The organism is Enterobacter cloacae complex sp. 309I3 (assembly GCF_050031595.1).
GTDB classification, from domain to species: Bacteria; Pseudomonadota; Gammaproteobacteria; order Enterobacterales; family Enterobacteriaceae; genus Enterobacter; species Enterobacter cloacae.
This window is the reverse complement of record NZ_JBLGWI010000001.1, coordinates 1,622,258-1,646,407: the sequence shown is the minus strand read 5'-3', so window position 1 is coordinate 1,646,407 and position 24,150 is coordinate 1,622,258. Positions and strand designations below refer to the sequence as shown.

Sequence of the window (24,150 nt, the reverse complement as noted above, 5' to 3'; positions counted from 1 at the left end):
CCGTCAATCCATTGCAGCGGGGGTACTGCTAAATCGGTCGCAATTACGCGAGTGCCAGTTTTTGGCGCGCATATTGTAGCGCTTTTTCAATCACTTGCTCAATAGTTAAACTGGTGGAATCCAGAACTAATGCATCTTCTGCAGGAACAAGTGGGGCGACGGCGCGGTTACGGTCGCGGTCATCGCGCTCTTTTATCTCGGATAAAAGGCGATCAAAGTTAACACTAAACCCCTTCTCCTGCAACTGAAGCATGCGGCGTTGAGCCCGTTCTTCCGAGGAAGCGTCAAGGAAAATTTTCACTGGCGCATCAGGGAATACCACCGTCCCCATATCTCGTCCGTCAGCGATCAGGCCGGGTGCTTCACGGAAAGCACGCTGACGGCGTAACAGGGCCTCACGAACGCGCGGGAAAGCCGCCACCTGAGAGGCAGCGTTAGCAACCTCCTGCGTACGAATTTCGCCGCTCACATCTTCCCCTTCCAGGATCACTTCGAGGTTGCCATCGGTCGAGACAAAACGCACATCCAGATGCGCAGCCAGCGGAACCAGCGCCTCTTCAGACGCAACATCCACATGGTGATGCAGCGCTGCCAGCGCCAGCACGCGATAGATAGCTCCCGAATCTAAAAGATGCCATTGCAATGCTTCCGCCATCGCCTTGCACAGAGTTCCTTTCCCTGCGCCACTAGGCCCATCAATGGTGATTACCGGGGCAACTGCCGTCATCTTTTTCTCCTTAATAAAGGCATACCGTTAACATGAACGCCGCGCATTATACGCGCCAACGTGCGCAACTGTTACCTTTGCGTGCAAATTACGGAATTAATGAAGCAGAGTGTAGAAGAAATGTGCGGGAACAAACGTCAGAAAACGTAAGGAAATGCCGCATCGGGTGATGCGGCATCATGTCATCAGGCCAGTGTACTGATGCGGGCCAGCTGTTCGAAATAGTCCGGGAAGGTTTTCGCCGTACATTTCGGATCGAGGATCGTGACAGGTGTATCGGACAACGCCACCAGCGAGAAGCACATCGCCATACGGTGATCGTTGTAAGTTCCGATTTCCGCGAACTGCAGTTTTGCCGGAGGCGTTACGCGAATGTAGTCTTCGCCCTCTTCCACTTCGGCACCCACTTTACGCAACTCGGTGGCCATCGCGAACAGACGGTCAGTCTCTTTTACGCGCCAGTTGTAGATGTTACGCAGCGTCGTAGTGCCTTTTGCAAAGAGCGCAGCGGTGGCAATGGTCATTGCCGCATCAGGAATGTGGTTCATGTCCATATCGATGGCGTTGAGTTCACCACGTGTACAGGCGATGAAATCCTCCCCCCAGGTCACTACCGCACCCATTTTCTCCAGCACATCAGCAAAACGAATATCGCCCTGCACGCTGTTACGGCCAATACCGGTCACTTTCACCGTACCGCCTTTAATAGCACCTGCCGCCAGGAAGTAAGACGCAGATGAGGCGTCACCTTCAACCAGATAGTTACCCGGAGACTGATACTGCTGCGCACCGCGAACCACGAAGCGCTGATACGCGTGGTTTTCCACCTCCACACCGAAGGTTTTCATCAGATGCAGGGTGATATCAATGTACGGCTTAGACACCAGGTCACCCTTGATGGTGATGACCGTATCCTGCGGTGCCAGCGGTGCAGTCATCAACAGTGCCGTCAGGAACTGGCTGGAGACGCTGCCGTCCACCTCGACGTTGCCGCCGGTAAAGCCACCGCGAAGGCGCAGTGGTGGGTAATTTTCTTGCTCCAGATAGTCAATCTGGGCACCGCCCTGACGAAGGGCATCCACCAGATGACCGATCGGACGCTCTTTCATGCGCGGTTCGCCGGTCAGAACAATATTGTTGCTGCCCAGGCACAGAGCTGCCGCCAGTGGGCGCATGGCGGTTCCCGCGTTACCCAGAAACAGTTCCAGTTCCTCGGCTGAACGTAGCGCACCGCCGTTCCCCGTCACTTCACAGCGGGTACGGTCGTCAGACAGCGTGTAGTGAACTCCCAACGCTTTCAGCGCATTGAGCATATGGCGCACGTCATCGCTGTCCAGCAGGTTCGTGAGGACGGTGGTGCCGTTTGCCAGAGCTGCCAGCAGCAGAGCGCGGTTCGAGACACTTTTTGAACCAGGCAGATTGATGGTGCCATCTACCCGCGCGATAGGATGTAACGTCAGGGATTCCATGAAACTTAACTCTCAACTCAACATAATAAAAACCCCGCAGCAGGGCTACGGGGGTGAAAACAGCGCAATCAACCGTGGCGACGTTCAAAGTCAATCATGAAATCGGTCAGGGCTTTAACGCCTTCCAGCGGCATGGCGTTATAGATGGAGGCGCGCATGCCGCCTACCACACGGTGACCTTTCAGCGCATGCAGACCTGCGGCGAAGGACTCTTCCAGGAAAACTTTATCCAGGTTGCTGTCCGCCAGCTGGAACGGCACGTTCATGCGGGAACGGTTGGCTTTCGCCACATCGTTACGATAGAAATCACTCTTATCAATGACGCCGTACAGCAGTTCAGCTTTCTGCTGATTGATCTTGTCCATCTGCGCCACACCGCCGTTTTGCTTCAGCCATTTAAAGACCAGGCCGGAGAGATACCAGGCAAACGTCGGTGGGGTGTTGAACATGGAGTCGTTATCGTTCAGCACAGTGTAATCAAGAATCGACGGGCAGGATTTATGCGCTTTACCCAGCAGATCGTCACGTACGATGACGATAGTCAGGCCTGCAGGGCCGATATTTTTCTGCGCACCCGCATAGATGACACCGTAGCGGCTGACGTCAATCGGCGCAGAGAGAATGGTGGAGGAGAAGTCAGCGGCAACCACCATGTCTTTACCGAAGTCCGGCGTCTCGTCGATGGCAATCCCGTCAATGGTTTCGTTCGGGCAGTAGTGCAGATACGCGGCGTTGTCAGAGAGCTGCCACTCGCTCATTGGCTTCACGGCACGCAGGCCATCAACGGTCACTTTGGCGTCGATGACGTTTGGCGTGCAATATTTATGCGCCTCTTTCACCGCGCTGGCAGCCCAGTAGCCAGCGTCAACATAGTCTGCCGTGGTTTTGTCACCCAGAATATTCAGCGGTACGCCAGCAAACTGGCCGCGCCCACCACCGTGGCAGAACAATACTTTGTAGTTCGAGGGAATGTTCAGCAGATCGCGAAAATCCTTTTCTGCCTCTTCCGCCACCTGAATAAACTCTTTACCTCGGTGGCTGATTTCCATCACCGACGTACCCAGACCGTTCCAGTCACAAAGTTCCTGTTGAGCCTGTTTAAGCACGTCTGCCGGTAACATTGCCGGACCTGAACTGAAATTAAAGACTTGAGCCATTTCCCCTCACCACGCTAAAAGCCATAAGTTATAACTGTGGATATCGGTTTTATCATTCAGTGACACGCGCCGCAATGTCTAAAACTTATGACCGGTGAAATGTGCCCTTCGTCACACAATACAATCTGTCGCCTCGCTGTCACAAAACCGACAAAATGGCTGTCAGACAAGGCGTTTGGCCCGGCTAACCTTCGACCATTCCGGATTTGTACAGCGGGGACATAATTGATGATCGCCCACGTGCATGGCAACGACATGGCTACATCTTACACAGGCATATTCGCCGGATTCCGGTACCGTTTTAAACCGCTCGATTAACATATCCGGCAGAATACAGAGCCCTGGCTTAACCTCGTCGTCAGGATAGTAATACACGCTGATTTGCCCATTCGTTTCCATTATCGCCAGACGCACTTGCCCAAGCTGCTCCACGCTGTTCAGCCGCAGCTCCATAAAGAACTCAAATTCGGTCATATTGGCGCTTTGGACATTTTCCCAGGCCAGCTGTCCGTTCTCAACGATAACGACGGGTTTCCCTTCAAGCATGTCTTCCAGCTTTTCGCTTTTCGACATCAGCCACATGACCAGCCGGTAAAGCAGAGCCAGCGTGACGAAGACAATAAACACCGGCACCATTGGCACATCATCGTAAAAAGCGACATCCCCCGCCGCTGAACCCAGCGTCAGAATGATCAGCACCTCAAACAGCGACATCTGCCGTACGCCACGCCGACCGGTGATTTTAAGAAACAGGAAGACCAGGACGAAGGTATACAGACTACGCAGCGCTACTTCGCCTAAAAATTCAGGTGGGACTTTATCAAACGCCATCCTTTGCAGATCGAATGCTTTCATTTTTTTTATGCCTTAACAGTCAGTTACTGACAGTAAGCATAGCCCAGTCTTTTATTTTCGCCGGAGATAGCACCCGTCACGCAAAACCCGTATCATTGCGCGCTTTACGTACGATAAAAGTGAACGCCATGACTCAAACGTTTATCCCCGGCAAAGACGCCGCCCTGGAAGATTCCATCGCTCGCTTCCAGCAGAAACTGACCGACCTGGGCTTTAATATCGAAGAAGCCTCCTGGCTTAATCCAGTGCCTCACGTCTGGTCCGTGCATATTCGCGATAAAGACTGTGCACTGTGCTTTACCAACGGTAAAGGCGCGACTAAAAAAGCGGCGCTGGCTTCTGCGCTGGGTGAGTATTTTGAACGTCTGTCGACCAACTACTTCTTCGCCGATTTCTGGCTGGGTGAAACCATCGCTAACGGCCCGTTCGTTCACTATCCCAATGAAAAATGGTTTCCGCTGACCGAAGACGATGAACTGCCGGAAGGCATTCTGGATGCGCGTCTGCGTGCGTTCTACGATCCGGAAAATGAACTGACCGCCAGCATGCTGATCGATCTGCAGTCGGGTAATGAAGAGCGTGGGATCTGTGCCCTGCCGTTCACCCGTCAGTCTGATGAACAGACCGTTTACATCCCGATGAACATTGTCGGTAACCTGTATGTGTCTAACGGCATGTCCGCCGGTAACACCCGCAATGAAGCGCGTGTGCAGGGGCTGTCAGAAGTGTTTGAGCGCCACATTAAAAACCGCATCATTGCTGAATCCATCAGTTTGCCTGAAATTCCGGCCGACGTGCTGGCACGCTATCCGGGCGTGGTGGAATCCATTGCTAAGCTGGAGGCAGAAGGCTTCCCTATCTTTGCGTATGATGGCTCGCTGGGCGGTAAATACCCGGTTATCTGCGTTGTGCTGTTTAACCCGACGAACGGCACCTGCTTCGCCTCCTTCGGCGCGCATCCTGACTTCGGCGTGGCGCTGGAGCGTACCGTCACCGAGCTGCTGCAGGGCCGTAGCCTGAAAGACCTCGATGTATTTACTCCACCAACCTTTGACGACGAAGAAGTGGCCGAGCATACCAACCTCGAAACCCACTTCATCGACTCCAGCGGTTTGATCTCCTGGGATATGTTCAAGCAGGACGCAGACTATCCATTCGTCGACTGGAGCTTTGCCGGTACGACCGAAGAAGAGTTCGCTACCCTGATGGCTATCTTCAACGCGGAAGATAAAGAAGTCTACATTGCTGACTACGAACATCTGGGTGTTTACGCCTGCCGTATTCTGGTGCCGGGCATGTCCGATATCTATCCGGCTGAAGATCTGTGGCTGGCGAACAACAGCATGGGTGCGCACCTGCGTGAAACGCTGCTGGCCCTGCCGGGCAGCGAGTGGGAAAAAGAGGATTATCTGAACCTGATCGCCCAGCTGGACGACGAAGGCCATGATGACTTCACGCGCGTACGTGAACTGCTGGGTCTGGCTACCGGTAAAGACAACGGCTGGTATACCCTGCGCATCGGCGAGCTGAAAGCGATGCTGGCGCTGGCTGGCGGCGATCTGGATCAGGCCCTGGCCTGGACCGAGTGGACCATGGAATTCAACCAGTCAGTGTTCTCTGCCGAGCGCACCAACTACTACCGCTGCCTGCAAACCCTCCTGCTTCTTGCGCAGGAAGAGGATCGTGAGCCACTGCAGTACCTGAACGCTTTTGTGCGCATGTACGGTGCCGAGGCGGTAGAAGCCGCCAGCGCGGCCCTGAGCGGCGAAGCGCCATTCTACGGACTGCAGGCGGTAGACAGCGATCTGAAAGCCTTCCCTGCGCATCAGTCGCTGTTGAAGGCCTATGAAAAACTGCAGAAAGCAAAAGCCGCTTACTGGTCAAAATAAGCGCATATAACATTATCAGCAGTAGGCGTATTTAATCGTCTGGGCTATATTACGGGGCAATTTCATTGCCCCGTTTTTTATTTTTTTCGGCAATGAACGTTGAATGTAATAATAAAGTTAAATATGGGTAAATATAATAATATTTACCTGGGCTTTACTGTTACTTTTTATGGCAAATACTCCATATTAATTAACTGTTTCAGAGGTGGCCGACCGAAAAAATTCAACTCTTTTCATAACTTTTAAAATTTATTTTTATACGGATAATCAAAAACTTACACCGCATTTGTCGTAAAACCATACACACTGCGGGCCTATAAGCCAGGCGAGATATGATCTATATCAATTTCTCTTCTATAATGCTTTGTTAGTATCTCGTCGCCGACTTAATAAAGAGAGAGTTAGTGTGAAAGCTGACAACCCTTTTGATCTTTTACTCCCTGCTGCGATGGCCAAAGTGGCCGAAGAAGCAGGTGTCTATAAAGCAACGAAACACCCGATGAAGACGTTCTATCTGGCGATCACGGCTGGTGTGTTCATCTCTATCGCGTTCGTCTTCTACATTACTGCCACCACCGGTACTGCCGCGATGCCTTACGGCATGGCCAAACTGATTGGCGGCATTTGCTTCTCACTGGGTCTGATTCTGTGCGTTATCTGCGGCGCCGACCTCTTCACCTCAACGGTGCTGATTGTCGTAGCAAAAGCCAGCGGAAGAATTACCTGGGGTCAACTGGCGCGCAACTGGCTTAACGTCTATGTTGGTAACCTGATTGGCTGTCTGCTCTTTGTTTTGTTGATGTGGCTCTCTGGCGAGTATATGACCGCCAACGGTGGCTGGGGACTGAACGTCCTGCAGACCGCAGACCACAAAATGCACCACACATTTATCGAAGCGGTTGCACTTGGCATCCTCGCGAACCTGATGGTCTGTCTGGCGGTATGGATGAGTTACTCCGGCCGTAGCCTGATGGACAAAGCCATGATTATGGTTCTGCCGGTTGCGATGTTTGTTGCCAGCGGCTTCGAGCACAGTATCGCGAACATGTTTATGATCCCAATGGGTATTGTAATCCGCAACTTTGCGAGCCCGGAGTTCTGGACTGCAGTTGGTTCAACCCCGGAAAGTTTCTCTCACCTGACTATTATGAATTTCATTACTGATAACCTGATCCCTGTCACTATCGGGAACATTATCGGTGGGGGTCTGTTAGTTGGGTTGACATACTGGGTCATTTACCTGCGTGGCGACGATCATCATTGATGGTTATCTCAGGCAGTAAATAAAAAATCCACTTAAGAAGGTAGGTGTTACATGTCCGAGCTTAATGAAAAGTTAGCCACAGCCTGGGAAGGTTTTGCAAAAGGTGACTGGCAGAATGAAGTAAACGTACGTGACTTCATTCAGAAAAACTATACCCCGTATGAAGGTGACGAATCCTTCCTGGCTGGCGCAACTGAAGCGACCACCAAGCTGTGGGACAGCGTAATGGAAGGCGTAAAACTGGAAAACCGCACTCACGCGCCAGTTGATTTTGACACCTCCGTTGCTTCCACCATCACTTCTCACGATGCTGGTTACATCAACAAAGCCCTTGAGAAAATCGTTGGTCTGCAGACTGAAGCACCACTGAAACGTGCGATCATCCCGTTCGGTGGTATCAAAATGGTTGAAGGTTCCTGCAAAGCGTACAACCGCGAGCTGGACCCAATGCTGAAAAAAATCTTCACCGAATACCGTAAAACCCACAACCAAGGTGTATTCGATGTTTACACCAAAGACATTCTGAACTGCCGTAAATCCGGTGTTCTGACTGGTCTGCCAGATGCCTACGGCCGTGGCCGTATCATCGGTGACTACCGTCGCGTTGCGCTGTACGGTATCGACTTCCTGATGAAAGACAAATACGCGCAGTTCGTTTCCCTGCAGTCCGATCTGGAAAACGGCGTAAACCTGGAAGCAACCATCCGTCTGCGTGAAGAGATCGCTGAACAGCACCGTGCGCTGGGTCAGATCAAAGAGATGGCTGCTAAATATGGCTGCGATATCTCTGGTCCTGCAACTAACGCTCAGGAAGCTATCCAGTGGACCTACTTCGGCTACCTGGCCGCAGTTAAGTCTCAGAACGGTGCAGCAATGTCCTTCGGTCGTGTATCCACCTTCCTGGATGCGTACATCGAACGTGACCTGAAAGCAGGTAAAATCACCGAGCAAGACGCTCAGGAAATGATTGACCACCTGGTCATGAAACTGCGTATGGTTCGCTTCCTGCGTACCCCTGAGTATGATGAACTGTTCTCTGGTGACCCAATCTGGGCAACCGAATCTATCGGTGGTATGGGCGTAGATGGCCGTACTCTGGTCACCAAAAACAGCTTCCGCTTCCTGAACACCCTGTACACCATGGGTCCTTCTCCGGAGCCAAACATCACCGTTCTGTGGTCTGAAAAACTGCCTCTGAACTTCAAGAAATTCGCCGCTAAAGTGTCCATCGACACCTCTTCTCTGCAGTATGAGAACGATGACCTGATGCGTCCGGACTTCAACAACGACGACTACGCTATCGCATGCTGCGTAAGCCCAATGGTTGTTGGTAAACAAATGCAGTTCTTCGGTGCGCGTGCAAACCTGGCGAAAACCATGCTGTACGCTATCAACGGCGGCGTTGATGAAAAACTGAAAATGCAGGTTGGTCCTAAGTCTGAACCAATCAAAGGCGATGTGCTGAACTATGACGAAGTCATGGATCGCATGGATCACTTCATGGACTGGCTGGCGAAACAGTACGTTACTGCACTGAACGTTATCCACTACATGCACGACAAGTACAGCTACGAAGCCTCTCTGATGGCGCTGCATGACCGTGACGTTATCCGTACCATGGCGTGTGGTATCGCAGGTCTGTCCGTTGCTGCTGACTCCCTGTCTGCTATCAAATATGCGAAAGTTAAACCAATTCGTGACGAAGACGGTCTGGCTATCGACTTCGAAATCGAAGGCGAATATCCGCAGTTTGGTAACAACGACGCTCGCGTTGATGACATGGCGGTTGACCTGGTTGAACGTTTCATGAAGAAAATTCAGAAACTGACCACTTACCGTAACGCTATCCCGACTCAGTCTGTTCTGACCATCACCTCTAACGTTGTGTATGGTAAGAAAACCGGTAACACCCCAGACGGTCGTCGTGCTGGCGCGCCATTTGGCCCAGGTGCTAACCCAATGCACGGTCGTGACCAGAAAGGTGCGGTTGCCTCTCTGACTTCCGTTGCAAAACTGCCGTTTGCTTACGCGAAAGATGGTATCTCTTACACCTTCTCTATCGTGCCAAACGCTCTGGGTAAAGATGACGAAGTACGTAAAACTAACCTCGCGGGTCTGATGGATGGTTACTTCCACCACGAAGCGTCCATCGAAGGTGGTCAGCACCTGAACGTTAACGTCATGAACCGTGAAATGCTGCTCGACGCGATGGAACACCCTGAGAAATATCCTCAACTGACCATCCGTGTATCTGGCTACGCAGTACGCTTTAACTCCCTGACTAAAGAACAGCAGCAGGACGTTATCACCCGTACTTTCACTCAGTCCATGTAACTGGAATTGACTGAAATCACGCGTTAAAAAGCGTACAATAAAGGCTCCACGTCAGTGGGGCCTTTTTCTTCCCCACCCCAGTCTCTTTTGGCCGCTATCTATACTGAATGGATAACAGCCAAAACAGACTCGACATAGCCTTTGAGCTGTGCATCAACACAGGCCCCGGGATGGGCCAAATTCGGAGATATCACCGCAATGTCAATTATTGGTCGCATTCACTCCTTTGAATCCTGTGGCACTGTTGATGGCCCGGGCATCCGTTTTATCACCTTTTTCCAGGGCTGCCTGATGCGCTGCCTGTACTGCCACAACCGTGACACATGGGATACGCACGGCGGCAAAGAAGTGACCGTTGAAGATCTGATGAAAGAGGTGGTGACTTACCGCCACTTTATGAACGCGTCCGGCGGGGGCGTCACCGCATCCGGTGGTGAAGCCATTCTTCAGGCGGAATTTGTGCGCGACTGGTTCCGCGCCTGCCACAAAGAAGGCATACACACCTGCCTCGACACGAACGGGTTTGTGCGCCGCTACGATCCGGTCATCGATGAATTGCTTGAAGTCACCGACCTGGTCATGCTCGATCTCAAACAGATGAATGATGAGATCCACCAGAACCTGGTTGGCGTATCCAACCACCGTACGCTGGAGTTCGCCAAATATATTTCAGCCAAGGGCATCAAAACCTGGATCCGCTATGTCGTCGTTCCAGGCTGGTCTGATGATGATGATTCCGCACATCGCCTGGGCGAATTTACCCGCGATATGGGCAACGTCGAGAAAATTGAGCTTCTGCCCTACCATGAGCTGGGTAAGCATAAATGGGTGGCGATGGGTGAAGAATATAAGCTTGATGGCGTTAAGCCGCCGAAGAAAGAGACGATGGAGCGCGTGAAAGGTATTCTGGAACAATACGGACACAAGGTCATGTATTAAACAAGAGGCCCGGTGAGAACCGGGCCTTTTTGTATTTTATTTAAAGACACCATTAATAATGGAAGTCACAATCGCAGTACTCAGCGCAACCAGGACCAGATCGTCACCGACCACGCGCCATTCATAGCCAGGATAGTTAGGGAGCTGGCCCAGCATGGAGGCTGGCACGGTTTTCTTCGCAATACCTGGAGGCAGTGGTTTGCCGCGTGCGAGGTTTTTAGCAATGCCCGGAGGCAGCGATTCATACCCCGTTAATCCATAGTTCACTGCCAGATGGCGAGCATGATCGAAGCTCACGCGAGCATCGACATCATCGCTGACGCTTTTATTCGATTTACCCGGGTTGTCCAGACCACTTTTTTTATTGCCATGAGTATCGGACATTCCGTTGCCATGATTGCCGGAATTCCCGTTGCCGTGATTACCGCCATTACCTTGTCCGCCACTGTTACCGTGACCACCACCGCCATTCCCGTTTCCAGGGTTAGCCATGACCGGTGCTGTAGCAAACGTTAAAGACAACACTACTGCCAGTGCGGTAGTGGTTAAACGACGTGTAGCCATGATTGCTGCCTTTTAGTGTTAGAACTCACCTGAATTATCGCCTGGCGTGATAAACAAACAATGCGTAAAATTCTTATATGTGATGGGGACAAAAAAGCCAGTCAACGACTGGCTTTTAATTCATCAGGCATGCGCCACTGGCGTGGGATGTTCGCCCGCTTTGCGCAGCAGCATTAAGAGATAAATAAACGACACGCTGGCAATCATGATAAACAGCAAATTGTCGGAATAATTCTGCATCAGCATCGCGGTGAATGTCGGCCCCAGCAAACTGCCAATGGTATAGCTTAATAACAGCGCCTGGTTCATCGCCACCAGCTGGTGATGTTCAACTTTTTCACAGGCCCAGGCCATCGCGACCGGATAAAGTGTGAAGCCTGCAGCCCCCAGAATAAACAGCGCTGGCGCCATCGCGGCATTGCTGAGCATGGCAAGGCAACCCATGATCACCACGAAGACCTGAACGCGCAACACCAGCAGACGCCCAAAACGGTCTGCCAGACGGCCAATCGGCCACTGTCCGACGATGCCCGCGCTGACCATTACCGCCATCCAGAAGCCGATCCCGGAATCACTGACGCCCTGATGGTTCAGGTAGAGCGGCATCAGACCATAAAGCGACCCCAGAACAATCCCGGAGATGATGCAGCCGTTCACGCCCAAACGCGCCTGTCGCAGTCTCAGCATCGGCCAGACGTGGGTCGCTTCCTGATGCTCACTGTTCTGATTCACAATGCGTGTAAAGAGCAGCGGCAGGATCGCCGCCAGGACCATGCCCGTTACCCACGGCAGAACGCTCATCAGGTCGGTCGGCAGTTTGCTGACCATTAATTGCCCAAGCACGGTTCCGACGTAATAGACCATCATATACGCTGCCAGCAGACGTCCCCGGTTGCGCGAGGTACCGCTGCACATCAGCGCACTTTCCACCACGACCCAAATCATCGCGCAGCCTACGCCAGCGATAAAGCGCCAGATCATCCAGCTCCAGAAGCCGACCATCAGGCCCAGCCCGGCACATCCGGCAGCGAAAATCAGCGAGGCCAGATAATAGCTGCGGTTAAAGCCAACGCGTTTAATCAGGCTCCCCGTCATCAGGGTGCCCAGCAGGTTCCCCGTGAAAAAGGACGAGCTGACCATACCCACCTGCCAGGTTGGTAAGTTTTCATGGGCAAGCCATAGCGGGACGAGCGTATTCAACACTGCGATCGCCAGGGTCAACAAAAGCAGGCCACAGAGCAACAGGAGCACTGGCCGGGTATAGATGGTCATGGATTAAAAACCGTGAGGAAGTTCAGATTTCGTGCGCATCATGCCACTGGCAAAAACAAAGTCAATCCACCGATTCAGGCGTCACGCACGATATGTGCCATGTCGATTTAAAAAACTCATCCTGCTAATGCAAAGTCTGCTACTGATATTAATTATCTGGTTGTTTTTATTTATTTCAGGGGATTTTTAATACCAAACATCAGTCGAAAAATTTCATGATGGAAAAAAGAAAAGCCGGGCGCTATGTCCCGGCTTTTTATAACGAAAAATCAAATCAGCTGGCGATAGCCATGCCTACCGTCACATGCAGGCCGTAAAACACACCGCGACCGATCAACTCCCCTGCCAGCACCAGCACAAAGGCCACTGACAGTAACGGCAGTGCGGGCTGATAACCTTTAAGCTGAGGGGCAATCCAGCACACCAGCGCAACAGCCAGCAACACCACACGCCAGGCCATCAGAGAACCGTAATCTGGCACCAGGGCTGAGGCCTGCTGAATGGAGCTGTGAATGGTTGCCAGCTCAGCGCCCTGCATCAGCGCAACCATCGTGCTCACCACCAGCGCCAACAGCGAAACGGCGGGAAGCAGACGCATCGCCCAACCGTCCACACCCGCCACGCGCAGCAGCAGGTAGCCCAGCAGCGGCCCACCGATAAACATCGTCAGGAAGAAACTCATTGGCGTCCAGACGCTATACCAGGTGGGAACGGTATCGATGGTGTTATAAACCCGCACCATCATCCACACGAAGACCACGCCCAGCACCATTGTCACGATCAGCCACACGTTGCGCAGCCCCGCAGGAAGCTTTTTCAGGGCTGCCAGCAGCCACCCCAGCCCACCGACGGCAAAGAAGATCGCCCCGCTGGCAATTTCGTTACTCAGTGAGGATGCCCCCACGCGATTGAGAGAGTTGAACGCGCGCATTGGCGAGCCGAGGTGCAGCGTAGAGGCAATAAAACCGATCCCCATCAACACCCACAGACCAAACATACTCAGCACCACGCGCTGCTGCTGTTCAGCTTTCAAATCGCCTTTCAGTAACGCCAGCGCGAGCACAATAAAGCCCCCCGCCACGCACTGCCCAAAGACCGTGAAGATCATCAGCGGCCATTCATGCCATCCACTTCCCATCTCACACCTCCTTCGGGTTTGCCAGATAGCCGGTGGTATCTCCCGTCGGGCGGCTGTTGGCGTTAGGTTTAATCACAATGCTCGGCTTGGTGAAGTGCGCGGACGGCAGTGGCGCGACGGCCGCAAGCTGGCCGTGTTTTTTACGCAGCTCGTCAATCGGCGCCAATCAGGGCGCAGCGGACAGGACTCCACGCAAATCGGCTTTTTGCCCTCTGCGACGCGGTCATGGCAGCCGTCGCACTTGGCCATGTGGCCTTTGGCAGCGTTGTACTGCGGCGCACCGTACGGGCAGGCCATATGGCAGTAGCGGCAGCCGATGCAGACATCCTCATTCACCACCACAAACCCGTCGTCACGCTTGTGCATTGCCCCGCTCGGACACACTTTGGTGCAGGCCGGATCTTCACAGTGGTTACAGGCAATCGACAGGTAATAGGCAAAGACGTTCTGATGCCAGACGCCGTTATCCTCCTGCCAGTCGCCGCCCGCGTATTCGTAGATCCGGCGGAAGCTGACGTCCGGGGTCAGGTCTTTGTAATCCTTGCAGGCCAGCTCGCAGGTTTTGCACCCGGTGCAACGGCTGGAATCAATAAAAAATCCATACTGGGTTGTCATCGGTTACTCCTTACACCTTCTCAACCTGAACAAGGTTTGTGTGGGACGGGTTGCCTTTCGCCAGCGGCGATGGGCGCTGCGTGGTCAGTACGTTAATACTGCCAGCCTGGTCGATGCGGTTTGCATCCGGGCTGTACCACGCGCCTTCCCCCAACGCGACAACACCAGGCATCATGCGGGGCGTCACTTTGGCTTCGATATGCACCTCGCCGCGACCGTTAAAGATACGCACGCGATCGCCATTGCTGATACCTCGCGCTTTCGCATCCATCGGGTTAATCCACATCTCCTGGCGGCAGGCGGCTTTCAGCACATCAACGTTGCCGTAGGTGGAGTGAACGCGCGCTTTGTAGTGGAATCCGGTCAGTTGCAGCGGGAATTTTGCGGTCAGCGGATCGTTATAGTTTTCAAACCCGGGCGTGTAGATCGGCAGGGGATCGATAACATCCCCTTCCGGCAATTCCCAGGTTGCGGCAATGTTTGCCAGCTCTTCGGAGTAAATCTCGATTTTGCCCGATGGCGTGGTCAGCGGATTCGCCTGCGGATCGTCGCGGAAGGCTTTGTACGCCACGTGGTGCCCTTGCGGATCGCGCTGTTTATAGATGCCCTGCTTGCGGAAGGTATCGAAATCCGGCAGGTCAGGGATCGCTTTACGGGAAAGTTCATGCAGATGACGCATCCACTCTTCCTGAGTGCGGCCTTCTGTGAACTGTTGTTCGACACCAAGACGTTTCGCCAGCTCAGAGGTCATCTCATAGATGGTTTTGCACTCGAAACGCGGTTTGATGGCCTGGTCGGTAAAGATCACGTAGGACATGTTGCCGCAGGAGGCATCCAGCGCGAAATCCATCTGCTCCGAGGCGGTGCAATCCGGCAGCAGAATATCCGCATATTTCGCCGATGAGGTCATGTGGCAGTCGATCACCACAATCATCTCGCACTTCTTGTCATCCTGCAGGATTTCGTGGGTGCGGTTGATCTCCGAGTGCTGGTTAATAAGGCAGTTACCGGCGTAGTTCCAGATCATCTTGATCGGCACATCCAGCTTGTCTTTGCCCCGTACGCCATCGCGCAGGGCGGTCATCTCCGGCCCGCGCTCAATGGCGTCGGTCCACATAAACATGGAGATACTGGTCTGAACCGGGTTTTCCAGGGTTGGCATCCGTTCAAACGGCAGCGAATAGGAACCTTCGCGCGCGCCACTATTCCCACCATTAATACCCACATTACCGGTCAGAATGGAGAGCATCGAAATAGCACGAGTGGCGATTTCGCCATTCGCGTGACGCTGTGGCCCCCAGCCCTGGCTGATATAGGCCGGTTTCGCTGAACCGATTTCACGCGCCAGCTGGACAATACGTTCCGCCGGTATCCCGGTGATTTTTGATGCCCACTCCGGGGTCTTCGCCACGCCGTCACTGCCCTGACCCAGAATATACGCCTTGTAATGCCCGTTGGCAGGCGCACTGGCGGGCAGGGTTTTCTCGTCATAGCCGACGCAGTATTTATCGAGGAATGGCTGATCGACAAGGTCCTCGGTGATCATGACCCACGCCAGCGCGCTGACCAGCGCCGCATCGGTGCCCGGGCGAATAGGGATCCACTCATCTTCCCGTCCTGCCCCCGTATCGGTATAACGCGGATCGATGATGATCATCCGGGCGTTAGATTTGGCGCGAGCCTGCTCAAGGTAATAGGTTACCCCACCGCCGCTCATGCGCGTTTCACCGGGGTTGTTACCGAAAAGCACCACCAGTTTACTGTTTTCGATATCGGACGGGCTGTTACCGTCTGCCCAGCCACCGTAGGTGTAGTTCAGGCCGGCAGCAATCTGTGCAGAAGAGTAGTCACCGTAGTGATTGAGATAACCGCCGCAGCAGTTCATCAAGCGCGCCACCAGCGTTTTACCCGGTGGCCAGGAGCGGGTCAGCGTTCCCCCGAGCGTTCCGGTGCCATAGTTCAGGTAGATGGATTCGTTACCGTACTCTTTTATCAGACGCTGCATATTGCTGGCGATGATATCGTAAGCTTCATCCCAGCTGAGGCGCTCGAACTTCCCTTCCCCGCGCTTACCGACGCGTTTCATCGGGTACTTCAGACGGTCCGGGTTATAAACCCGGCGGCGCATTGAGCGGCCACGCAGACAGGCGCGAACCTGATGCAAGCCGTCGTAGTTATCGTCACCGGTATTGTCGGTTTCGACGTATTTGATCTCGCCATCCACCACATGCATACGTAATGGACAACGGCTACCACAGTTTACGGTACAGGCGCTCCACACCACGTTTTCCGGGGCCGTAGCCGGGGACAACGCATCCGCCGCCGACGCCAGTCGGGTAAAAGGGAGAGTGAAGGCACTGCTGGCAACGGCGAGACCGCCAATTGCCGTGGTTTTCATCAACCCACGGCGAGTGACCTCGGCAGCCATTAACGCTTCAGGCGCTTTGATTTTCATAAAGACTCACTTTGGTTGCTCACAAAGAATAAGGGGCGGAATTAACCGCGATATAGTTTTATATATAACGAGTTAATGCGTTATGCGTGTTTTATGCTGTCTTTCATTCGCAGGAGTATTACTACTTTAGAGGGAGGGGGTATTGCGTCGTATCAAACCGAGGGTATAAAAAAAGCGCCAAAAGGCGCTTTTTTGTTGTAAGGCAAAGAATTAGCCAATGTACTGCTGGCCTTTCATGTATGGGCGCAGTACTTCAGGGATCTCAATACGTCCGTCTGCCTGCTGATAGTTTTCCAGCACGGCAACCAGCGTACGGCCAACAGCCAGACCAGAGCCGTTCAGGGTATGCACCAGACGGGTTTTCTTGTCGGACTTGCTGCGGCAGCGTGCCTGCATACGACGCGCCTGGAAATCCCAGACGTTAGAGCAGGAGGAGATTTCACGGTAGGTGTTCTGCGCAGGTACCCACACTTCCAGATCGAAGGTTTTGCAGGCGCCAAAGCCCATATCACCGGTGCACAGCGCCATACGACGGTACGGCAGGCCGAGCAGCTCCAGCACTTTCTCCGCGTGGCCGGTCATCTCTTCCAGCGCGTCCATGGACTCTTCCGGACGAACGATCTGTACCATCTCAACTTTATCGAACTGGTGCATACGGATCAGACCACGCGTGTCACGGCCGTAAGAACCCGCTTCAGAGCGGAAGCACGGAGAGTGCGCCGTCAGTTTGATTGGCAGGTCGTCTTCGTCGATGATCTCATCACGCACGAGGTTGGTCAGCGGCACTTCTGCGGTTGGGATCAGCGCGTAGTTGCTGCTGTCGGCTTCCTCGTCCAGCGGACGGGTATGGAACAGATCGCCGGCAAATTTCGGCAGTTGTCCGGTACCGTACAGAGTATCGTGGTTAACCAGATACGGAACGTAGGTTTCGCTGTAACCGTGCTGCTCAGTGTGCAGATCCAGCATGAACTGTGCCAGCGCACGGTGCAGATGAGCAATCTGACCTTTCATCACCACGAAGCGAGAACCGGTCAGCTTCACGGCTGCCGCAAAGTCCAGGCCCGCGTGCATTTCGCCCAGAGTAACGTGATCGCGAACCTCGAAGTCGAACTCACGAGGCGTACCCCAGCGTTTCACTTCAACGTTGTCGTTTTCGTCTTTACCGACAGGAACGCTGTCGTCAGGAATGTTCGGGATAGCCAGGGCGATATCACGAATTTCGGCCTGAAGAACGTCCAGCTCAGCTTTCGCCTGGTCCAGCTCTTCACCCAGTTTGTTCACTTCCAGGCGTAATGGCTCAATGTCTTCCCCGCGCGCTTTCGCCTGGCCGATGGACTTCGATCGAGAGTTACGCTCTGCCTGCAGATTTTCAGTTTGTACCTGCAGAACTTTACGACGCTCTTCAAGAGCGCGCAGCTTATCTACATCCAGCTTAAAGCCCCGGCGTGCCAGTTTTTCAGCGACTGCGTCTGGCTCATTACGCAGCAGATTGGGATCGAGCATGCTTATCCTGTGCTTATCGAATTAAAATAGGAAAATGTGGCCACAGCCTGCGGCCACAGGGATACAATGCCAACATTACCGCAACGACTGAACTAACGGTAGCGTTTTATAGGGCTATTTTGATCCTGTCCGGCGAGCCAGGCGAGCTTTTCGCCAATCTTGCCTTCAAGACCTCTGTTTGTGGGGTGATAATAGCGGATATGTGCCATTTCCTGCGGGAAATACTCCTCCCCGGCCGCGTAAGCGTTGGGTTCATCGTGAGCGTAACGATACTCCTGCCCGTAACCCATCTCTTTCATCAGTTTCGTTGGCGCATTACGCAGATGCACCGGCACATCGTAGTCCGGGCGCTCACGCGCATCCGACATGGCCGCTTTGAATGCAGTATAGACGGCATTACTTTTCGGCGCGCAGGCCAGATAGACAATCGCCTGAGCAATAGCGCGCTCACCTTCCGCCGGCCCGACGCGAGTAAAACAATCCCAGGCCGAAAGCGCCACCTGCATGGCGCGCGGATCGGCATTGCCAACATCTTCTGAGGCAATCGCCAGACAGCGACGCGCGACGTACAGCGGATCGCCACCGGCAGTGATAATGCGTGCATACCAGTAAAGCGCGGCATCCGGCGCGCTGCCGCGTACCGACTTATGCAGCGCCGAGATCAGATCGTAAAAGCGATCGCCTTTGTTATCAAAACGGGCGCTACGCTCACCGGCAATTTCGGTCAACAGTTCCGGTTTTAATACCCGTTTGCCGGCGTCGTCGACTTCGGCCATATCGGCCATCATTTCCAGGGTATTCAGCGCCCGCCGCGCATCGCCGTTAACCAATTCCGCAATTGCCCGACGCGTGTCGTCAGGCAGGACAATGTCCTGTCCGCCATAGCCGCGGGCTTTGTCGTCCATCGCCTGGGTGAGAACTTTTTCAATATCCTCGGTGGTGAGCGATTTAAGCAGGTAGACGCGCGCCCGGGAAAGCAGTGCCGAGTTGAGTTCAAATGACGGGTTTTCGGTGGTGGCACCGATGAAGAAGATGGTGCCATCTTCGATGTGCGGCAGGAATGCATCCTGCTGACTTTTATTAAAGCGATGGACTTCGTCCACAAAGAGGATGGTTCGTCGCCCGGCGTTACGGTTCTGACGCGCGCGCTCAATTGCCTCGCGGATCTCCTTCACACCGGATGTGACGGCCGAGATGCGCTCGACGTCCGCGTTAGCGTAGCGGGCGATCACTTCAGCAAGTGTGGTTTTACCGGTACCGGGTGGTCCCCAGAGGATCATCGAGTGCAGATGCCCGGCTTCAATGGCCCGCGGCAACGGCTTACCCGCAGCCAGCAGGTGCTGCTGGCCAATATATTGAGCTAAATTTTCTGGCCGCATACGCGCGGCCAGAGGTTGAAACGCATTATCTGAAAAATCGAGCGACAGGTTGCCCACTCATGCCTCTTACTTACGTTGGTCGTCCACCGTTACGCCCTGCGGCGGGGTAAAGGTAAATTTAGATGCATCGACAGCGCCATTTTGCTGAGATTTGAGCTGATAGCTGCTGCGCTGATCGTCCTGCTCAACGGCGCCGAACTGATTGATGGTACCGTTGGTGCTTACATTGATGGTGAACTGCTTCAGGTTGCCGTTGCTGCCTTTTGGCGTCAGGACAAACTCATCACCGTTCTGTTTAATATTATACTGCTGCCAGTCGCTGGCCTGGTTACGGGCAATCAGCATAAAGGGCGTGTTGCTGGTCGCATCTTTCAGCCAGGTGGCGGTTGCCTGCTCAACAAACGGGTTGAAGAACCACAGGGTTTTGCCGTCAGAGACCAGGATGCTCTCATCCGGCTGAGTCATGTGCCAGTTGAAAAGATTTGGGCGTTTTACCCACAGATCGCCCTGGCCTTCCTGCACCGCATTACCGCTGCCGTCAGTCACTTTTTGCGTGAAGCTGGCGTGGAAGCTGCTCACTTTATCCAGGCGGCTTTTAAGGTCGCTGGCCGCATCAGCCCAGACGCTGCTGGCGACAAAACTGGTGAGTAATGCACAGGCGATTGCGATTTTTTTCATTGTTGTTCCTTAAAATACGTCATCCCGAAATGGGGTTTCCGTTTTCTATTCTGGACCTGCCCGCAGGCAGGTGACAGAAGAAAATGCTTAAATTTGGCTGATTTACCCTTCTTTGCACACGCTGAAGATCAATCAAACGGCGGCGGAGCCAGCACCTCACGGTTACCGTTATGCCCCTGCTCACTGACAATGCCCTGAGCTTCCATCTGCTCAATGATGCGCGCCGCGCGGTTGTAGCCAATACGGAACTGACGCTGAACGCCGGAGATCGACGCTTTGCGTTTTTCGGTAACAAAATTAACCGCCTGGTCGAATAACGGATCCAGCTCTTCGCCGCCGTCAAAGCCACCGCCGCCGCCTTCGCTTTCGCTGTCGGAGGTAATGCCGTCAACGTATTGTGGACGACCGCGCGCTTTCCAGTCCTGCACCACGGCATGCACTTCCTGGTCGCGAACGAATGCGCCGTGAACGCGCACCGGAGAGGTGGAGTTCGGGCCGGAGTAGAGCATATCCCCCATCCCCAGCAGCGATTCAGCACCGCCCTGATCAAGGATGGTACGCGAGTCAATTTTGCTTGATACGGTAAAGGCGATACGGGTCGGAATGTTGGCTTTAATCAGACCCGTAATGACGTCCACAGAAGGACGCTGCGTCGCCAGGACGAGGTGAATACCGGCCGCACGCGCTTTCTGTGCCAGACGGGCAATCAGCTCTTCCACTTTCTTACCGACGGTCATCATCAGGTCGGCGAACTCATCCACCAGCACGACGATGTAAGGCAGTTTTTCCAGCACCGGATGTTGGGCATCCATGCTATCGCCCGGTTTCCAGTATGGATCGGGAATTGGACGACCCATCCGCGCCGCCTCGGCGATTTTCTCGTTATATCCGGCAAGGTTACGCACGCCCAGAGCCGACATCAGCTTGTAACGGCGCTCCATCTCGTTGACGCTCCAGCGCAGAGCGTTGGCCGCGTCTTTCATGTCGGTCACAACTTCCGTCAGCAGATGCGGGATCCCCTCATAGACCGACAGTTCCAGCATTTTCGGATCGATCATGATGAAACGGACATCTTCCGGCTGCGCTTTGTAGAGCATGCTGAGGATCATGGCGTTCACACCCACCGACTTACCGGAACCGGTTGTACCCGCGACCAGCAGGTGAGGCATTTTCGCCAGATCGGCTACCACCGGCTCACCCGCGATATCTTTACCCAGCACCACGGTCAGTGGTGAAGGGTTGTCGCGGAATTTGGTGTTGTCCAGCACTTCACGCAGGTAAACGGTCTGACGTTTTTTGTTCGGCAACTCAAGACCGACATAAGGTTTACCAGGTATGACTTCAACCACACGAACCGCAACGGTCGACAGAGAACGCGCCAGGTCGCGGGACAGGTTTGAAATACGCGCGGCTTTAACGCCAGGCGCCAGGTTGAGTTCGAAACGGGTAATGACAGGGCCTGGAGAGTAGTTGACCACGTCCGCTTTAATGCGGAAGTCAGCCAGACGCGCTTCTACCAGACGGGCCATTTGCTCCAGCGCGAAGGTATCGACCGGCTCAACTTCTGCTGGCGGCGGCGTTAACAGATCCAGCGACGGCAGAGGCGTGCTCGGACGTTGCAACGGACGACTGTCACCGTTACGCATCAGCAGCGGATGAATGAGACTTTCCTGCGGCTGTGCCTGAGGCTGCTGGAACCGTGGCTGCTGTGGCTGCTGTGGCTGCGCATAAGATTGTGGCGCAGGCTGCTGCGGCTGGGCGTAAGCCTGTGGCGCAGGGGCCGGCTGCTGACGCACCGGCTCGGCTTCCGGCATGACGCTCGGCGTGAACAGCGGTTCGCTCGGACCATCATCCACCAGATCTTTCATCGGTGAGAATTCGAAATCCGACAGCGAGAACGGGTTCGCACCAGCAGGTTGCTCACCTGAATAGCGTTGCTGCTGGGTGGCCGCAAACTGGCGTGCTAATTCTGCCTCTGCTGCATCATCATCGTCCGCCTGAGCAGGATGATCGTGCTGATACTCCTCGCCATAGCGCTGATGCTGCTGTGCGGCGAACTGACGCGCCAGTTCGTCCTGCTGCATTTCATCTGCATCATCGTCGTAATCAGATTCACGGGCTTTCTCCTCAGCCATACGCTGAGAAGGCAGTTTAATGCCATAGGATGCCAGCTCGCGGCGGGTTGGCACACGCACGCGGTTAGGACGCGGCAACTGCGGGCCAATCCCCTCTTTTACCTGAGGACGTGGTGTTCCACCTGTCGCCAGGCTAAAGACCGGCGCCGCAGCCGAAGCGGCTGCTGTAGCCTGTTTCACGCTCTCTGCCACTGGTGCAACCGCAGGCGTTGGAGTAACCGGCGGTGGGGAGACAGAAGGTGTATTCACAACAGGCTCCTGCACCGGCTCGGGAACAGGCTGATACCATGCTGCCAGTTGCTCGCGCTCACGGGCACGGCGCTCTTCGACCTCTTCGAAATAGTACATTGGCGGACGAGACGGTTTGACCTCTTCCACCACCTCAAGTTCTGGTTGAGGAGCGACATAAGGCTCAGCAGGCTGAACAGGCTCAGGGACATACTCCTGATACGGTTGCGCGACGGGCTGCTCGTCGTACGGGTACCCCTGCGGCTCATGAACGGGCTCAGGCTGATAAGGTTGCTGCCACGGTTCCTGCTGGACCGGCGCATAGCTTTCTGGCTCTGGTGCGATAACCGGCTCTGGCGTATGAACGCCAGGCGCCGTTTGCCACTCTACCTGAGGCTGTTGAATAGCGGACTCGGGAGCGGGAACCGACGCAGACGGCATAACGGCTTCCGCTGGTGCTGCATAAGCCTGCGCCGCCGTGGTCGCGGCTGCCGCGGCGGCAACCGGTGCGGTAACAGAGTGACCGTTTAGCAGTGGATCGTATTCATCAAAATCGCCTGGCGTGGCGCGACTGCCAGAGAAAAGCACATCATCAGGATCGACGGCGGCACCGGCTGAACGGTACTCAACATGATCGTCTTCGTCCATGCGTTTACCGGAGAAGAGCGCCGCATCGGTTTTACGGCCCAGCGGGTTGGCAAATTTCTCGGCGACGCGCTGACGGCGTGCCAGTGCTCCACGTAAAATACGTGCACGACGAGATTCACGACGCTGTACTGGCGCATCGTCTTCCTCTTCGTACTCATCTTCATATTCGTCTTCATCGACCCATGTGTCGTCACGACGGGTACGGTTGCTGGCAAAGGTCAGAATAGTGAGGACAAAACTGCCGATCTTCTCGGCAATGCTCACCCACGACCAGCCGGTGAACAGCGTTAATCCTGCCGCCCAGATACACAGCAAGGCCAGGGTACCGCCGCTGCTGTGAAGCATAGGCTGTAACGCAGAGCTCAGCAGGCTACCGATGACCCCGCCAGACGCGAAATACCAGATGTCATCGGCGTTGATGGCTGCCAGCCCGCAGGAGGTGAGGATCAACGCCAGCGCGCCTATCAGGCGCAGCGAAACCGCGAAATAATCGATGTAGTCGTCGTTCTGACGATGGCGCCAGGCAAACCAGCATCCGCCAATAATAATGACGGGAATGGTATAGGCCATCACACCGAAAATGAAAAACAGGGTGTCCGCAAGCCAGGCACCGGGAACGCCGCCTAAATTATGGATAGGCTCATGCCATGCAGTTTGTGACCAGCTGGGATCTGAGGGGTTGAAACTGAGTAAGGCTGCCATCAGCCAGACGGCAAAAAGGGCAATAACAATCAGCAACGCCTCAAGGAGCCGACGTCCGCTGCTTAGCTTCGATAATGTGACTTCTTTGTCTTCAGTGTATTCCTGGCTCAAGAAAGGCTCTCCAGGTATCAGGCATATCCTGCCTGTTTGCTAAAACGGACAACAGCGCCGGGACACCCCGGCACTGTTGCTGTATGGA

16 protein-coding genes and 1 pseudogene are annotated in these 24,150 nt (G+C 54.3%); 4 read left to right on the top strand and 13 right to left on the bottom strand.

Annotated features, from left to right (window positions below):
- Positions 1-43 precede the first annotated feature (43 nt).
- The 4 genes from cmk to ACQG22_RS07660 form a co-directional block, all read right to left on the bottom strand.
- Positions 44-727, bottom strand: coding sequence for a (d)CMP kinase (cmk, locus tag ACQG22_RS07675; RefSeq protein WP_013097305.1), 684 nt, complete (start codon positions 725-727; stop codon positions 44-46).
- A 185-nt stretch (positions 728-912) separates the two neighbouring features.
- A complete protein-coding gene (aroA, locus tag ACQG22_RS07670) occupies positions 913-2,196 on the bottom strand; it encodes a 3-phosphoshikimate 1-carboxyvinyltransferase (RefSeq protein WP_045295727.1) in 1,284 nt (427 codons plus the stop codon).
- Between the two features lie 68 nt (positions 2,197-2,264).
- Positions 2,265-3,353, bottom strand: coding sequence for a 3-phosphoserine/phosphohydroxythreonine transaminase (gene serC, locus ACQG22_RS07665; protein ID WP_284957799.1), 1,089 nt, complete (start codon positions 3,351-3,353; stop codon positions 2,265-2,267).
- A gap of 162 nt (positions 3,354-3,515) precedes the next feature.
- On the bottom strand, positions 3,516-4,208 hold the full coding sequence (locus tag ACQG22_RS07660) for a DUF421 domain-containing protein (RefSeq protein ID WP_013097308.1): 693 nt from the start codon (positions 4,206-4,208) through the stop codon (positions 3,516-3,518).
- Positions 4,209-4,336: 128 nt separating this feature from the next.
- On the opposite strand from ACQG22_RS07660, the gene ycaO reads away from it, so the two are divergent.
- From ycaO to pflA, 4 genes are all read left to right on the top strand, one after another.
- Positions 4,337-6,097: a 30S ribosomal protein S12 methylthiotransferase accessory factor YcaO gene (ycaO, locus tag ACQG22_RS07655; RefSeq protein WP_038981416.1), complete on the top strand. Its 1,761-nt coding sequence runs from the start codon at positions 4,337-4,339 to the stop codon at positions 6,095-6,097.
- Positions 6,098-6,503: 406 nt separating this feature from the next.
- Positions 6,504-7,361, top strand: a complete 858-nt coding sequence (focA, locus tag ACQG22_RS07650; protein WP_013097310.1) for a formate transporter FocA — start codon at positions 6,504-6,506, stop codon at positions 7,359-7,361.
- Between the two features lie 51 nt (positions 7,362-7,412).
- On the top strand, positions 7,413-9,695 hold the full coding sequence (gene pflB, locus ACQG22_RS07645; protein ID WP_013097311.1) for a formate C-acetyltransferase: 2,283 nt from the start codon (positions 7,413-7,415) through the stop codon (positions 9,693-9,695).
- A gap of 198 nt (positions 9,696-9,893) precedes the next feature.
- Positions 9,894-10,634, top strand: a complete 741-nt coding sequence (gene pflA, locus ACQG22_RS07640) for a pyruvate formate lyase 1-activating protein (protein ID WP_014831281.1) — start codon at positions 9,894-9,896, stop codon at positions 10,632-10,634.
- A 36-nt stretch (positions 10,635-10,670) separates the two neighbouring features.
- Here the strand turns inward: pflA and ACQG22_RS07635 are convergent, their stop codons facing one another.
- The 9 genes and pseudogenes from ACQG22_RS07635 to ACQG22_RS07595 all read right to left on the bottom strand — a co-directional run bounded on the left by ACQG22_RS07635 (position 10,671) and on the right by ACQG22_RS07595 (position 24,062).
- Positions 10,671-11,198, bottom strand: coding sequence for an anti-virulence regulator CigR family protein (locus ACQG22_RS07635; protein WP_040022911.1), 528 nt, complete (start codon positions 11,196-11,198; stop codon positions 10,671-10,673).
- Positions 11,199-11,321: 123 nt separating this feature from the next.
- Entirely contained in the window at positions 11,322-12,470 is a 1,149-nt protein-coding gene (locus tag ACQG22_RS07630; protein ID WP_013097314.1) for an MFS transporter, read from the bottom strand.
- A 274-nt stretch (positions 12,471-12,744) separates the two neighbouring features.
- A complete protein-coding gene (locus ACQG22_RS07625; protein WP_369706395.1) occupies positions 12,745-13,608 on the bottom strand; it encodes a dimethyl sulfoxide reductase anchor subunit family protein in 864 nt (287 codons plus the stop codon).
- Between the two features lies 1 nt (position 13,609).
- A pseudogene (locus ACQG22_RS07620) lies at positions 13,610-14,223 on the bottom strand (DMSO/selenate family reductase complex B subunit).
- Between the two features lie 10 nt (positions 14,224-14,233).
- Positions 14,234-16,678, bottom strand: coding sequence for a dimethylsulfoxide reductase subunit A (gene dmsA / locus ACQG22_RS07615; RefSeq protein WP_369706394.1), 2,445 nt, complete (start codon positions 16,676-16,678; stop codon positions 14,234-14,236).
- 210 nt (positions 16,679-16,888) lie between these two features.
- Entirely contained in the window at positions 16,889-18,181 is a 1,293-nt protein-coding gene (gene serS / locus ACQG22_RS07610; protein ID WP_008499983.1) for a serine--tRNA ligase, read from the bottom strand.
- A 92-nt stretch (positions 18,182-18,273) separates the two neighbouring features.
- Positions 18,274-19,617, bottom strand: coding sequence for a replication-associated recombination protein RarA (rarA, locus tag ACQG22_RS07605; RefSeq protein ID WP_369706393.1), 1,344 nt, complete (start codon positions 19,615-19,617; stop codon positions 18,274-18,276).
- A gap of 9 nt (positions 19,618-19,626) precedes the next feature.
- Positions 19,627-20,238, bottom strand: a complete 612-nt coding sequence (gene lolA / locus ACQG22_RS07600; protein ID WP_013097319.1) for an outer membrane lipoprotein chaperone LolA — start codon at positions 20,236-20,238, stop codon at positions 19,627-19,629.
- A 128-nt stretch (positions 20,239-20,366) separates the two neighbouring features.
- Positions 20,367-24,062: a DNA translocase FtsK gene (locus ACQG22_RS07595; protein WP_369706392.1), complete on the bottom strand. Its 3,696-nt coding sequence runs from the start codon at positions 24,060-24,062 to the stop codon at positions 20,367-20,369.
- Positions 24,063-24,150: the final 88 nt, after the last annotated feature.